This is a genomic window from Novosphingobium sp., assembly GCF_019748365.1.
Classification (GTDB): domain Bacteria; phylum Pseudomonadota; class Alphaproteobacteria; order Sphingomonadales; family Sphingomonadaceae; genus Novosphingobium.
In genome coordinates, this window is sequence record NZ_JAIEPN010000086.1 from 1 (window position 1) to 13,765 (window position 13,765).

9 protein-coding genes and 1 pseudogene are annotated in these 13,765 nt (G+C 62.3%); 7 read left to right on the forward strand and 3 right to left on the reverse strand.

Annotated elements, in window-relative coordinates; genetic code table 11:
- Window position 1: 1 nt before the first annotated feature.
- The gene (locus K5Q19_RS10705; protein ID WP_292944694.1) at window positions 2–754 is read right to left on the reverse strand and encodes a lytic transglycosylase domain-containing protein; all 753 of its coding nucleotides are present in this window, start codon (window positions 752–754) and stop codon (window positions 2–4) included.
- 1,033 nt (window positions 755–1,787) lie between these two features.
- Between K5Q19_RS10705 and K5Q19_RS10710 the strand changes: the two genes are divergently transcribed.
- The 3 genes and pseudogenes from K5Q19_RS10710 to K5Q19_RS10720 all read left to right on the forward strand — a co-directional run bounded on the left by K5Q19_RS10710 (window position 1,788) and on the right by K5Q19_RS10720 (window position 7,417).
- Window positions 1,788–3,044 carry a TolC family protein gene (locus K5Q19_RS10710; RefSeq protein ID WP_292944697.1) on the forward strand — a complete coding sequence of 419 codons (1,257 nt, stop codon included), beginning with the start codon at window positions 1,788–1,790 and terminating at the stop codon, window positions 3,042–3,044.
- The gene (locus K5Q19_RS10715; RefSeq protein ID WP_292944700.1) at window positions 3,041–4,195 is read left to right on the forward strand and encodes an efflux RND transporter periplasmic adaptor subunit; all 1,155 of its coding nucleotides are present in this window, start codon (window positions 3,041–3,043) and stop codon (window positions 4,193–4,195) included. Before K5Q19_RS10710 ends, K5Q19_RS10715 begins: the two co-directional genes overlap by 4 nt.
- Window positions 4,192–7,417, forward strand: a pseudogene (locus tag K5Q19_RS10720) (CusA/CzcA family heavy metal efflux RND transporter). Before K5Q19_RS10715 ends, K5Q19_RS10720 begins: the two are co-directional and overlap by 4 nt.
- 52 nt (window positions 7,418–7,469) lie before the next feature.
- Here K5Q19_RS10720 and K5Q19_RS10725 read toward each other — a convergent pair.
- A complete protein-coding gene (locus K5Q19_RS10725) occupies window positions 7,470–7,877 on the reverse strand; it encodes a helix-turn-helix domain-containing protein (RefSeq protein ID WP_292633077.1) in 408 nt (135 codons plus the stop codon).
- Window positions 7,878–7,949: 72 nt separating this feature from the next.
- Here K5Q19_RS10725 and K5Q19_RS10730 point away from each other — a divergent pair, with 72 nt between their 5' ends.
- Window positions 7,950–8,600, forward strand: coding sequence for a cation transporter (locus K5Q19_RS10730; RefSeq protein ID WP_292633126.1), 651 nt, complete (start codon window positions 7,950–7,952; stop codon window positions 8,598–8,600).
- A 167-nt stretch (window positions 8,601–8,767) separates the two neighbouring features.
- On the opposite strand, the gene K5Q19_RS10735 is transcribed toward K5Q19_RS10730, so the two are convergent.
- A complete protein-coding gene (locus K5Q19_RS10735) occupies window positions 8,768–8,962 on the reverse strand; it encodes a hypothetical protein (protein ID WP_292633079.1) in 195 nt (64 codons plus the stop codon).
- 119 nt (window positions 8,963–9,081) lie between these two features.
- On the opposite strand from K5Q19_RS10735, the gene K5Q19_RS10740 reads away from it, so the two are divergent.
- The 3 genes from K5Q19_RS10740 to K5Q19_RS10750 all read left to right on the forward strand — a co-directional run.
- Window positions 9,082–10,440 (forward strand): TolC family protein, encoded by a 1,359-nt coding sequence (locus K5Q19_RS10740; protein WP_292633081.1) that lies wholly within the window; start codon window positions 9,082–9,084, stop codon window positions 10,438–10,440.
- Window positions 10,440–11,597 (forward strand): efflux RND transporter periplasmic adaptor subunit, encoded by a 1,158-nt coding sequence (locus tag K5Q19_RS10745; RefSeq protein ID WP_292633129.1) that lies wholly within the window; start codon window positions 10,440–10,442, stop codon window positions 11,595–11,597. The genes K5Q19_RS10740 and K5Q19_RS10745 overlap by 1 nt, the downstream gene beginning before the upstream one ends.
- 3 nt (window positions 11,598–11,600) lie before the next feature.
- The coding region (locus tag K5Q19_RS10750; RefSeq protein ID WP_292944703.1) for a CusA/CzcA family heavy metal efflux RND transporter at window positions 11,601–13,765 on the forward strand (2,165 nt) is incomplete at its 3' end.

A 13,765-nucleotide genomic window follows, 5' to 3' on the forward strand; every position in this document is an offset into this window, starting at 1 on the left:
TCTAGCAGGACTGGCCCATTTTTAATCCGGTGCTACCGGCCGATCCGTGGCCCCTTTTATTCCCGGTGTTCTCACCCGCATTGTACGCAGCCAAAGCAAGATGCCACGAGCCATAGCGATCGAGCTGCTCACGCAGGTAACGCGCTCCCCCGCGGAGGTTTTCGACAGGGTCCCAAGGATCTGAAACGCCAAGATAGCTTGCGGTCCCCGGCATCAGTTGTGCCATGCCCATCGCACCGGCAGGACTGCGCGCAAAGGGCTGGTAGCGGCTTTCATGAGCAACGAGCGCGTCAAACAGCCGCACAGGAACGCCGGCTTCGCAAGCTGCTGCAGCGACGTGGCGGAAATAGAGATGGCGGCGCAATTGGGCCAAATCGGACAGGTCATAGCGCGGGAAATAGCCTCCAGAGAGGCAATCGGGATCTGGCCCGAAGTCGGATGCGTTCACCCGCGTGGGAATGACGGCAGAGCTTCCGCGTCTCATCCAGGACGGGATGTAGAACAACGGCGTCGCGGGGCTGACAGGCGTGATCGCCTCCCCCGTAAAGGCAGTCGTTTCACTCTCGGGAACGAGCTGCTTCACCTCCGGCTGCGCGGTCGGGCTTTTGACAGCCATTCCGGGCACCAGGAGCGAGAATTCGGAAGCTGTGCTGCTCGAGAAATCTTCAAGCTTGGCCTCTTGGCCTGCCGCTTGGGAGCTAAGCGCGATAAGCGCTGCGCTGAGGTAGAATTTCATAACCACACCTTTCGGCATGGCTTGGGAACCGCAGAGATAGCTTACCCAGCATGAAAAGCGAGAGCAAGTATGCTTTGCAGCTACGGTAGAACTTTGCCCGCCACGTCACTTTCTCGCCCTGCTTGACAACAAACGCTCTCAGCGCATTTCTAACCCTGCCTGCTTCTATGCCATAAGTTTTTACCAGTTGTGGAGATCAAAGATCAAGAACTCTAACTTAAAACGATCTCGTTTTCAACACATAAATTGGAATGAATCAATCAATTCTGAACTATTCTGATATGCTCGAGCTTGGTAACTTCACTCTATAGCAGATATCTCTCAGATATCAGGAAGCTACCATCGGGCTTATGTCAAGAACTCCGGGAAGTATTTGGATTGTTGTTGAATTAAAGAATGGTTAATATTGACTAGCCACATGAGTACATCACGCGGCCCGGTCGAAATCGATCTCATCCGCGCGGTGATCATTACGAGGCACAAGCATATGCTTTCGTCAGAGAAGACTTCGATCAGCTTGGGCTCCGGCAATAGCGGCCGCTGGACCACCATGATCGCTACCGAGCGGCGCGCTTGTGGGTCGACCGTGTTTCCGATAAATTTGATTGAGTGTTGGCTCCATCGATCAGATTGCACACTTCCGTGCGGGCCTTCGGTAGCCAAAAACTTATCGTGCTAACGGCCATTCTGGCACTTTTTGGGATGGTTTCGCTGACCACATGGCATGACGTCGAAGGGCACGTCCAGGGTCCTGACCAGGTAGCCACCACAGATCGAGATCATCCGGATTACACTCCGGTCGAGCGGCCGGACACGGCCGATTTGATCCATCTTGCGGCTCACGCAGTGCTGCAGACCATCGTTGTGCCTTCACCACTTGTGGTCGCGGCATTCATGAAGCCAGTCTCCGAAATCTGGACAATTGCGGCAGCCAAAGCGGCCCGCCCTATAGCTCCCTTGGCTATCCTGCGACCTCCGCGAGGCTGACCCGACGCGCATAGCGCGTGCCGTCATTGCAGCCTTTTCCGGGGATGAGATTATGAGAGCCTTTATGGGCCGGCTGCCGCGTCGCGTGGTGTCCGGCATGATGGTGGCGACGTGTATCGCGGCGCTGTGCGGACCCACACAGGCGCAAGTGGCGCCGCCGTTCGCTACACTTCTGCGGCAGACCGCCGACGCACCCCGACGGGTCGAAAGCGAAGCCGATATTCGTCGGTCTGAAGGCCTTGCGCGCCAAGCCCGCGCGCGGCCCAATCCGAGCGTCAGCATTCTCACCGAGAATGTCGCGGGATCCTCGCCTTCTCGCGGGGTCGATCGCGCCGAGACAACAATGCAATATAGCCAACCGCTGGAAATCGGCGGCAAGCGTTCGGCGAGGATGGCAGCCGGAGAAGCAGGGGTCGTCGCGTCGCGCGCCCGCGATCGGGATGCAAAGATCCGCTATGCTTATGATCTTGCATGCGCTTATGCAGCGGCGGAAGTAGCGGACCAGAGGATGCTTCTGGCCGAAGGCGAGGTCGAGCAGGCGCAGAACATTGTGCGGGCCGCTCGCGCCCTGGTCGATGCAGGCAAGGAAGCGCGGCTCCGCGCTCTGCAGGCTGAAACCGCGCTAAATGCAGTCAGCGCCGATCTCGAGGGGGCAAAAGCGGATCGCATTGCGGCCTATGCACAGCTCTCTGCGCTCCCCGGCGTCGAGGAGACCTTTACTGGATTGTCAGAGTCCCTGCTGACCACGCCCGTTTTGGCACCCGCTTATGGTCCGGTCGATCCGATGACGAGTTCGTCCTATCTCGCGGCTCAGGCGGAGCGAGAGGCCGCCGAGCGACGTTTGGCTGCTGAACAGAAGCGGGCAATCCCCGATGTCACAGCGATCGTCGGGGTACGGCGTCTCGATTACGAGAATGCAACCGCATTGACCGCAGGGGTCTCGATCCCGCTTAGCATTTTTGATCGCAACCGCGGTAATATCGCCGCCTCGCAAGCGGAGGCACAGGCCGCCGCCGCCAGGTTAGCCATGGCGCGCAACGATGCAATTGCCGACGCCCGGGCGGCACAAGCGCAGACGGTTGCCGCACAGTCGCGGGTTGCCGCTGCAGAAGCGGCGCAAGGCACTGCGGAAGAAACCTACCGCCTCGCACGCATTGCCTATGAAGCCGGCAAGTCCCCGCTCGTCGAATTGCTGAATGCCCGTCGCGGCCTCGGAGAGGCGCGAAGCATCGTCCTCGACGCCCGAGTCGCCCGTTTCGAGGCGCGCGCGCAACTCGCTCGCCTTCAGGGCCGCACCCTTTCCGGAGATGAAATCCAATGAACCCCGAACGCAACACGCTGTATGCCGGGGCCGCGATCGGTCTCGCCCTCGCCGCCCTTGCCGGTTTCGGCGTCGCCCGTCTGACCGGACCCTCCGCACCGGTAGAGGAGACGGTAGCAACGGCCTCCACCACTTCACCCGACACCCTCGCGATCACGCAGGACGGTATCAAGATTTCGGGGATTCGCGTCGCGCCAGCGGCCGCCGGTTGCGTCGCCAGCATCATCCTCGCCAGCGCCACCGTCGAAGCAACGCCCGACGCCGAAGCGGTGCTCACCGCCCGGGCAGCCGGCACCGTCACCCGCATCTTCAGGCGGATCGGTGATCCGGTCAGGGCAGGCGAAACGATCGCCTTGGTCGAGAGCCGCGATGCGTCAGCTATTGCAGCCGATCGCAGTGCCGCTGCCGCGCGGGTTACGCTTGCAAGCCGACAGTTGGCGCGAGAACGCACTTTGCTCGCGCAGGGCGTGTCTCCGCGCGCCGACTATGAGACAGCCGAGGCTAATCTCGCGGTAGCCCAAGCAGAAGCGCGCCAGGCAAGCGCCGCAGCCAGTGCGGCAAAGGTATCGGGCGATGGCAGGTCGGTTGCGGTGGTCAGCTCGATCTCTGGCCGCATAACGTCCGCCCCCGTCAATCTCGGCGCGTTCGTCCAGGCCGAAACCGAGTTATTCCGGGTCACCGATCCGCGTAGCCTTCAGATCGAGGCGAGCGTGCCGGCAGCGGATGCGTCAGGCGTGAAGGCGGGGGACAGGGTCGAGCTTACGACAAAGGACGGGCAGAAGGTCGAAGGCCGGGTTCGCTCAGCAACAGGCGTGATCAACCCGCAGACGCGGCAAGCAACGGTGGTCGTGACGCCGAGCGGTGATGCGGGTCTGATCGTTCCGGGCCAGCTCGTCCAAGCGCGTATCTTCGCCAGCGGCGGCGATGCGGCATTGGGGGTTAGCGTACCGCAGGATGCGGTCCAGACGATCGGGGATCGCACCGTGGTGTTCGTGCGAACCCGCCAGGGATTTAGAGCGCAGGCAGTCCGCGTTGGCACGCGCAGCGGCGGCATGGTCGAGATCGTCTCCGGCCTCCCTGCAAACACGATGGTCGCCACCACCAACGCCTTCCTGCTCAAAGCCGAGCTCGGCAAGGAGTCGGCGGAATGATCGCGCGGATATTAGGGCTCTCGGTCAGAGCGCGATGGGCTGTCGCGTTCATCACCTTCCTCGTCGTCATGTTCGGCGCCTGGCAGATCACATTGCTACCAATCGACGCGGTCCCCGACGTCACCAACCGCCAGGTGCAGATCAACAGCTTCGTACCCACCCTTGGCCCGGTCGATATGGAAAAGCAGGTCACCTTCCCGGTCGAGACCGCGCTTGCCGGCATTCCCGGTCTGCAGATGACCCGCTCGCTCACGCGCAACGGATTCAGCCAGGTCACGGCCGTCTTCAAGGATAGCACCAACATCTATTTCGCGCGTCAGCAGGTGACCGAACGGCTCGCCCAAGCCAAGGACAGTCTGCCCGCCGGTGTGCAGCCCCAGCTTGCGCCGATGACCACGGGGCTTGGCGAGATCTTCATGTTCAGCGTCGCATTCGAACATCCCGACGGCAAGGGTGTGAAGGTCGTCGATGGCCAGCCTGGATGGCAGTCCGATGGTTCCTATCTGACGCCCGAGGGCGAGAAACTGACCACGGCGGTCGCCAAGGCGGCTTATCTGCGCACGGTCCAGGATTGGATTATCCGCCCGCAGATGCGGACCGTTCAGGGCGTCGCCGGAGTCGATTCCAACGGGGGCTATGTGAAGCAATATGTCGTCGAGCCCAATCTCACGGCGTTGGCCTCCTACGGTATCCCGGTCACGGAACTGGCTGATGCGCTCGAGAGGTCGAACCTGTCGGCAGGCTCTAACTACGTCCGCCGTGCCGGCGAATCCTTCCTCGTCCGGGCCGACGCGCGGTTGCGTTCAGTCTCCGACATAGAGGAGGCGGTCATTGCCACACGCGCCGGCGTTCCGGTGCGCGTGAAGGATGTCGGCCAGGTCGTCATCGGTGGCGCGGTGCGTACCAGTTCGGGCAGCGTTGGAGGATCGGAGGCAGTCATCTCGACGATCTTGATGCTGACTGGCGAGAACAGCCGCATTGTTGCCAATCGCGTCGCCGACAAGCTGGTCGAGATCGACAAGGCGCTGCCGCCGGACGTTGTCGCAAGCCAAGCCTACAACCGCTCGAAGCTCGTGAATGCGACCATCGCCACTGTCGAGAAGAACCTGATCGAAGGCGCGTTGCTGGTCATCGTCGTTCTGTTCCTGTTGCTTGGCAACATCCGCGCAGCTCTCATTACGGCGGCCGTGATCCCGATCACCATGCTGATGACCGCAGCGGGCATGAACGAACTGGGCGTTTCGGGAAATTTGATGAGTCTCGGCGCGCTCGACTTCGGCCTGATCGTCGATGGCGCCGTCATCATCGTTGAAAACGCCCTCCGGCGCCTCGCCGAACGACAGCACAAGGAAGGCAGGCTGCTGAGCCAGCTCGAACGTCTGACCGAGACCACCTACGCCGCGCAGGAGATGGTCCGGCCGACCGTCTATGGCCAGGCGATCATCTTCCTTGTGTTCATACCTTTGCTCACCTTCCAGGGCGTGGAAGGCAAAACGTTCGCGCCGATGGCCATCACTTTGATGCTGGCGCTCGCTAGCGCGTTCATTCTTTCGATCACGTTCGTACCGGCGATGATCGCGCTGCTGGTAACCGGCAAGGTCAGTGAGACGGAGGTCAAACCGATCCGCTGGTTCAAGGAGAGATATCAGCCGGCGCTCAACCGCGCCGTCGCGCGGCCAATGCCATTCATTCTCGGCGGAGCGGGCGTGTTTGCGATAGCAGCTTTGCTGTTCGGCACGCTTGGGCAAGAGTTCATGCCGCAGCTCGACGAGAAGGACATCACTGTCACCAACTTTCGTATTCCGTCCGCCTCGATCGACCAGTCGACGGCGATGCAACTCCAGATCGAAAATGCCCTCAAGACGATGCCAGAGGTCGCGCTGGTATTTTCAAAGAACGGCAATGCCGATCTTGGTACCGATCCGATGCCGCCGAACGTCTCGGACACCTATGTCATCCCCAAACCGGAGCAGGAGTGGCCCGCCGAAGTCAAATCCAAACAGGATATTCTCCGACGGATCGAGGAGCGGATGAAGCCGCTGATCGGCAACCGCACGGAGATCCAGCAGCCCATCCAGATGCGCTTTAACGAGCTGATCGCTGGCGTCCGCTCTGATGTTGCGGTCAAGCTCTATGGCGACGACCTCGATGCCATGAGCGAGGCGGGAGGCCGCATCGCGACCGCGCTGCGGACAATTCCAGGCGCGGCTGACGTGCAGGCGGAACAGACGTCGGGCGCGCCGACCTTCGACATCAAGGTCGATCGCCAGGCTGCAGGCCGTTTCGGCCTGTCGGTCGAAGAGGTCGCGGCGACGGTTGCGGCTGCCTTGGGAGGACGTGAAGCCGGCATGTTATTCGAAGGGGACCGTCGCTTCGATGTCGTGGTGCGTCTCCCCGACGCGCAGCGCGATGATATCGAAACGCTGGGCTCGATCCCGGTCATGTTACCGTCCAACGGTGCCGGCAACGCGCGTTCCATCCCGCTCAGCGAAGTGGCGCGCTTCACCTACACCGAGGGCCTCAATCAGATCAGCCAAGAGAACGGCAAGCGCATGGTTGTCATTCAAGCCAATGTGCGTGGCCGCGATCTCGGCGGGTTCGTCGCTGAAGCGCAGGCAAAGATCGCTGATGTGACGTACCTTCATCGAGTGGGGCGGCCAGTTCGAGAGCCTTCAATCCGCTTCCGAACGATTGGCGATCGTCGTGCCGATCTGCTTCATCCTGATCTTCGCGCTGCTCTACATGGCGCTGGGCGGTGCCTGGCCGGCATTGGTCGTGTTCACGGCCGTTCCTATGGCCCTGGCCGGCGGTGTGTTCGCCTTGGCAATGCGGGGGATACCTTTCTCCATCACCGCATCGGTCGGGTTCATTGCGCTTTCGGGGGTCGCGGTCCTCAACGGACTGGTGATGATGAGCGCGATCCGCAAACAGCTTGACGACGGCGAAGACATCGACGGAGCCATCATTGGCGGCGCGATGGAACGTGTACGGCCGGTTTTGATGACGGCTCTGGTTGCGAGCCTCGGCTTCATCCCGATGGCGCTCGCTACCGGCACCGGAGCGGAGGTACAGCGGCCGCTGGCCACTGTGGTGATCGGAGGCCTTATCACCTCGACGGCGCTGACGCTGCTCGTCCTTCCGGCAATCTCGGCGCTCATGTTCCGAATATTGGCAAAACGGACGGCTGCCAAAGAACCTTCAACCCAGCTGGCGGACGCGTAATTGGCAAGCCGCCACAGCGAAGCTCACAGGGGGGGCACAGACCCCCCAATTGCTACACCCGTCGGCGATCAGATGCACCCGACGACAACGCGTCGATCAACCGGCAATCGGCGATTGTCGTGGCGTCGCAGCGACCCCATCTGGCTATCTCGTCGCGCAGGGCATGCAGGTCGGCGAGCTTGCGATCGATTTCCGCGATGTGCATCACGGCCATCGCGTCGACCGCATCGCATGATCCGCGAGGGTCATCCGCCAAGCGCAGAAGGTCACGAACCTGATCGAGCGTGAACCCAAGATCGCGTGACCGCTTGATGAACGACAAACGATCGAGATGCGACTTATCATAAAGTCGATAGTTGCCGCCGCTGCGGAGCGGCGCTTCGACCAATCCTTCGGCCTCGTAGAAGCGAACGGTCTCGACCTTCAATCCGGTCCGCTTTGCAATGTAGCCAATCTTCACGGCAAAAACCCTTGACCCTCTAGTGACATGAGGGTTCATATAGAGGGTCTGACACGGGAATCGAGTGAAATGGTGGCGGACGACTGTTGTTCCAGAAAAGGCGATACGATCGCGCAGCTCGGCCAAAAGGCCGATCAGCGGCGTGTGCTGATCATCGTCATGACCATCAATTTCGTGATGTTCGTGGCCGAGTTTGGCGGCGGCGTCTTCGCGCGTTCGTCCGCGCTGATGGCGGACTCGATCGACATGCTCGGCGATGCCGCTGTTTATGCGCTCAGCCTCTACGCTTTGACCCGCGGGCCTCGCTGGGAAGCCGGAGCCGCGCTCGTCAAGGGCGGCATCATCCTCTTCTTCGGCATCGCGGTAGTTGTCGAGATCATCGACAAGATGGTGAACGGCGTACCGCCCTCGTCGACCCTGATGCTCGCGTTCGGTAGTGCCGCGCTCGTCGCCAATCTGATGTGCCTCTCCATGCTGTGGCGGTTCCGGTCCGAGAACGTGAATATGGCGAGCACGTTCGAATGCTCGCGCAATGATGTTGCATCCAACATCGGCGTGCTGATCGCGGCCGGGCTGGTGGCGGCGACCAGCGCAGCATGGCCGGATATCGCGGTCGGTGGAATCATCGCGATCATCTTCCTGCGATCAGCGTGGCGGGTGCTGGCAAAAGCGATTCCGGCGTGGCGCGAAACGCGCTCGGTCTCGCCCGAGATTTTGCGGTGACCACTTCATTTTCTTCATGGCGTGTGCGGGACTATCCCGCGATCCGCTTTGCTGTTAGAGCATCGTGTGTGCGACGTCTGCTGATCATCCTTGCTTGCTTGGTTGTCCTCTCCTTGGGGACGACGGCGACAGCGCACGTGCTGGAACGGCCGGAAGTCAGCGTTTTATCAAGTGTGACAGGCGTTGACGAAGTGGCTCCAGGTCATGTGCCTGGAGACGCCGATCAGGTGCCATCCGATGGCGACAAAGGCTATCCTCACCATCACGGCGGTTGCCACGGCGACCACGTCGCAGCGCCGGTTAAGGCCAGCAATGCCGCACTCATGCGCGATCAGCGGCTCGCCCCTATCGTCGCGAGTCACTCCATGCGGCCACTTTCTACCGCCGACCCGGCGCTAAGGCCCCCGCAAGCCTGACGATCCGCTGACCCCGCCGGCCAAGGCCGTGCGGGGCGAACTCGGTTCGTCAGGAGTCATTATCTATGTATCGCACAATCGCGGCCGTTATGGTCGCGGCGACCTTGGCCGGTACGGCCGAGGCGCAGACAACACCGCCGCCCGGCGTCCCGGCGGCGACCACTTCGTCGCAAACGGCTGATGCGTTCTCGCTCGAGAATGCCCTTGCTGCTGGCGGCGTGCCATCAGCCCCAACGGCGGCCATCAACAGCGGCATAGCATCGGAGCCAAGAGGCATCACTTTGGCACCCCTTCCTTCGGTCGCGGCGGCTACAGCCGGCGTTGACGCCGCGACCGCGGCGCGGCGCGTTGCCGCCGTGCGCCCAAACCCCGAGGTGCAGGCGCAGGTCGAGAACATCGCTGGCAGCGGCGTCTACAGGGGTCTGCGGAGTGCCGAAACGACGGTGGGTGTCTCACTCCCACTGGAGTTGGGAGGCAAGCGGCCGGCACGTGTCGCGTTGGCGACTGCGCGGCTGAGCCGTGCACAGCTTCAGGTTGAAATCGCGAGAGCGGATCTCCGCTTGCGGATTACGCAGCTCTATATCGAAGCCGCAGCTGCCGAACGCCGCGCCGAGGTGCTCAGCGAACAGGCCGGAATCGCCAACAACGCGTTCCGCGTGTCTAGCGAGCGCGTCAAGGCCGGCGACGTCGGTCCCATCGAGCAACAGCGCGCCGACGTGCTGCGCATCAACGCGCGGGTTGCGGCCGACAGCGCTGCCCGGCAGGCACAGGCGGCACGAACCAATCTTGAAACATTGCTTGCGACGCCAGTGACCGGGCCGCTCGATCGCGCCTGGTTCGAGCGGATCGATGACTATGGGCCACCGCGTCCGGTCGATGTCGAAGCGACGCTCGCGCTCGCTGCAGCGGAAGCTGATGTTCGCACCGCTGAAGCGCAGGTACGCGTCGCACGATCGCTGCGCGTACCGAACTTGACTGTCAGCACCTTTGCCCGCCGCTTGGAGGCGACAAACGACACCGCCGCTGTCGTCGGTATCGCAATCCCGATCCCGTTCTTCAACAATGGTAGCGCCTTTGTCGCGCAATCCCGCTCCGAACAGACACAGGCGATTGCGCTGCGCAATCTCGCGGTGGTCGATACGCGCCAACAGATTGCCAGCGCACAAACCGAGGTCGCAAATGCTGCTGCGACCGCGCGAGCGGCAGGCGGCCCGGGCCTCGCCGCCGCGCAGGAGGCCGCCCGTATCGCCCGGATCGGTTGGACGCAGGGCAAGTTCGACCAGATCGCGCTTCTCGATGCCGAGCGCACGCTTTCACAAACCCGCCAGACATACGTCGATGCGCTTGCTGCGTATCACGACGCGCGGGCTAGGCTCGATCGGCTCGCGACGCCGGCCCCTGCAACTTCCGGAGATGATCGATGATGTTGGATAAGCGCCTTTTAGGAGGCGGCGCGATCGTCGCGATTGTCGCTGCACTTGGCGGTTTCGGGATCGGACGCTGGACCGGAAACGCACCCGCCGCAACGGAAGCAACAAGCGGCAATGCAGTGGCGGGGCAAGTAAAGGCCCCTGATACGGTGGTGATAAGCGCGCAAGCAGTTCGGCAAGCCGGCATCACCACAGAGACGATCAAGCCCGGAGGGCTCGACGCGGAAATTGTCGCGCAGGCGACCGTCAGCGCATCCCCGCAAGGAGAGGCGATCATAACTGCTCGGGCAGGCGGCGCGGTCACGCGGCTTCTGAAACGGCTCGGCGATCCCGTGCGTGCCGGGGAAACGCTCGCAGTCGTTGAAAGCCGCGACGCGGCGCAGCTTGCCGCCGATCGCACCGCTGCCGCTGCCAGATACAGGCTTGCGCAAAAGGCGCTCGCGCGCGTGCAATATCTGTTCAGTCAGAAGGTTTCTGCACGTGTCGAACTGGAACAGGCGGAAGCGGAGGCTGCATCGGCCGCCGCAGAGGCGCGCCGCGCCAATGTGGCGGCAGGCGCAGCGCGCGTGACGCCGGACGGTCGCGGCGTTCTGGTGTCGAGCCCTATCTCGGGCCGTGTTACCTCAGAGAATGTCAGCCTCGGCGCCTTTGTCCAGCCTGAGACCGAACTGATGCGCGTCGCGGATGCGTCGAAGATCCAGATAGAAGCGTCGGTCGGTCCAACTGAGGCGCAGCGGCTCTCGCCAGGTGATCGAGCGATCATAGAATTGCCCGATGGTCGGACAGTGGAGGCAAAGGTGCGTGCCGTCACGCCGGGACTTGCCAACGATACGCGTCTGGCCACCGCAGTCCTCGATGTACCCGGGGCGCTTCAGCCGGGCCTCGCGGTGCGGGTCCGATTGCTGCCAAGCCGTGCGGGCACGTCCAGCGGGATGGTGGTGCCGGAGGATGCGGTGCAGACACTCGAGGGACGCGACGTCGTATTCGTGCGGACTGCACAGGGCTTTACGGCTCAGACCGTCACGATCGGGCAGCGCAGCAACGGCCGCGTCGAAATCCTGAAGGGCCTCGCCAGCGGCAGCCAGGTCGCAACCAGGAATGCATTCCTGCTCAAGGCCGAACTCGGCAAGGGTGCGGGTGAGGAAGAATAGACCATGATAGCCAATCTCATGGCGCTCTCCGTCCGCGCACGATGGACGGTTCTGGCGCTGTTCCTCGTCATTGCCGGACTTGGCGTGTGGCAGCTTACAAAGCTGCCGATCGACGCGGTGCCCGACATCACCAACAAACAGGTCCAGATCAACACCATTGATCCGCGGCTCTCGCCAGTCGAAATCGAGAAACTCGTGACCTACCCGGTGGAGATATCACTCGCCGGCATTCCCGGGCTGGAGACGACGCGCTCCATCTCGCGCAACGGCTTCAGCCAGGTCAGCGCGATCTTCACCGATGATACCGACCTCTATTTCGCGCGTCAGCAGGTCGGCGAGCGCCTGCGACAGGCGACGGAGAACCTGCCCGTTGGTGTCCAACCTCAGATCGGGCCAGTGACGACCGGTCTCGGCGAGATCGTCATGTATACGGTCGGCTTCGCCAATCCGGACGGCAAGGGTGCGAAGAAGGTCACGGGTCAACCGGGCTGGCAGCCCGATGGCAGCTATCTGACGCCAGAAGGCGAACGGCTGACTGATCCGATCACCAAGGCGGGTTATCTGCGCACGGTACAGGACTGGATCATCAGTCCGCAGCTCAAGTCGGTCGGCGGCGTCGCCGGCGTCGATTCCATCGGTGGGTTCGCCAAGACCTTCGTCGTCGCGCCGGACCCCGTAAAGCTGGCGAGCTTCGGCATTTCGTATAGCGAGTTGGGGCAAGCGCTCGAAAACGCCAACCTCGCGGTCGGTGCCAACTACTTCAACAAGGGCGGCGAAGCCTATCTCGTGCGTGTCGATTCCCGCGTGCGGACGGTCGACGAGATCCGCAACGCAGTCGCTGCGACTCGGGGCGGCACGCCGATCACGATCGGCCAGATTGCCGACGTCCGGATCGGCGGCGATCTGCGCACCGGCGCGGGCAGCATGAATGGCCAGGAAGCGGTCATCGGCACAGTGTTGATGCTGATCGGTCAGAACAGCCGAGTTGTCGCCGAAGAGGTGACAGCCAAGCTCGATCAGGTCGCCAAAACCCTTCCCCCGGGGATTGAGGTCAAAGTCGTGCTCAACCGGGCCAAGCTGGTCAGCGCGACGGTGGCGACGGTCCAGCGCAACCTCACCGAAGGTGCCATCCTCGTTGCAGCGGCGCTGTTCCTGCTGCTCGGCAATTGGCGTGCCGCTGTCATCGCGGTGCTGGTCATTCCGTTTTCGTTCCTGATGATGGCGATGGGGATGAACGCCTTCAAAGTACCGGGCAACCTCATGAGCCTGGGGGCGCTCGACTTTGGCCTGATCGTCGATGGCGCGGTCATCATTATTGAAAACTGCCTCGCCAGATTGGCGCATCGACAGGAAAACGAGGGGCGGCTCCTCGCTTTGAGGGAACGGCTAGAGGAGACGATGCGGGCCGCGCAGGAGATGATCAAGCCGACCGTGTTCGGCCAAGCCATCATCCTGCTCGCGTTCGCGCCCCTGCTTACCTTCACGGGTGTCGAGGGCAAGACGTTTTCGCCGATGGCGATCACCATCATGCTCGCACTGTTGGCGGCGTTCGTTCTGGCAATCACGCTGGTGCCGGCCCTGGTCGCCATCATGATCCGGGGCAAGGTCGCCGAGAAGGACGTGTGGCTGATCCGCAAGTCGAAGGAGCGGTACTTGCCGCTCCTCGACAAGGCGATTGCGCGGCCGTGGCCGTTTATCCTTGGCGGGCTTGCCTTCTTTCTGGCAGCAGTCCCGGCGTTCGGGCTGCTTGGCTCCGAGTTCATCCCTCAGCTTGACGAGAAGAATCTCGCAGTCGCATCGACCCGCGTGCCCTCGGTCAGTCTCGAACAGTCGCTTGCCATGCAGCGCAGCGTCGAGGCGGCGGTGAAGCGTTTGCCGGAGGTGGAGACGATGTTCTCCAAGACCGGCACCGCAGAAGTCGCGACCGACCCGATGCCGCCGAACGTCTCGGACGGCTTCGTCATCCTGAAACCACAGGAGGAATGGCCCGACGGCGTGAAGACCAAGGCGGACGTGATCGCCCGCATCGAAAAAGCGGGGGCCAGTCAGCTCGGCAACCTCTATGAGGTCAGTCAGCCGATCCAGCTTCGCTTCAACGAGCTGATCGCCGGCGTGCGCGGCGATGTCGCGATCAAGCTCTACGGCGATGATCTCGACAAGATGACGCA

Excerpts from the sequence above, each read along its gene's own strand:
- K5Q19_RS10740 (WP_292633081.1), top strand. The coding sequence starts at position 9,082 with ATGTATCGCACAATCGCGGCCGTTATGGTCGCGGCGACCTTGGCCGGT.
- K5Q19_RS10715 (WP_292944700.1), top strand. The coding sequence starts at position 3,041 with ATGAACCCCGAACGCAACACGCTGTATGCCGGGGCCGCGATCGGTCTC.
- K5Q19_RS10745 (WP_292633129.1), top strand. The coding sequence starts at position 10,440 with ATGTTGGATAAGCGCCTTTTAGGAGGCGGCGCGATCGTCGCGATTGTC.
- K5Q19_RS10710 (WP_292944697.1), top strand. The coding sequence starts at position 1,788 with ATGGGCCGGCTGCCGCGTCGCGTGGTGTCCGGCATGATGGTGGCGACG.
- K5Q19_RS10705 (WP_292944694.1), bottom strand. The coding sequence starts at position 754 with ATGCCGAAAGGTGTGGTTATGAAATTCTACCTCAGCGCAGCGCTTATC.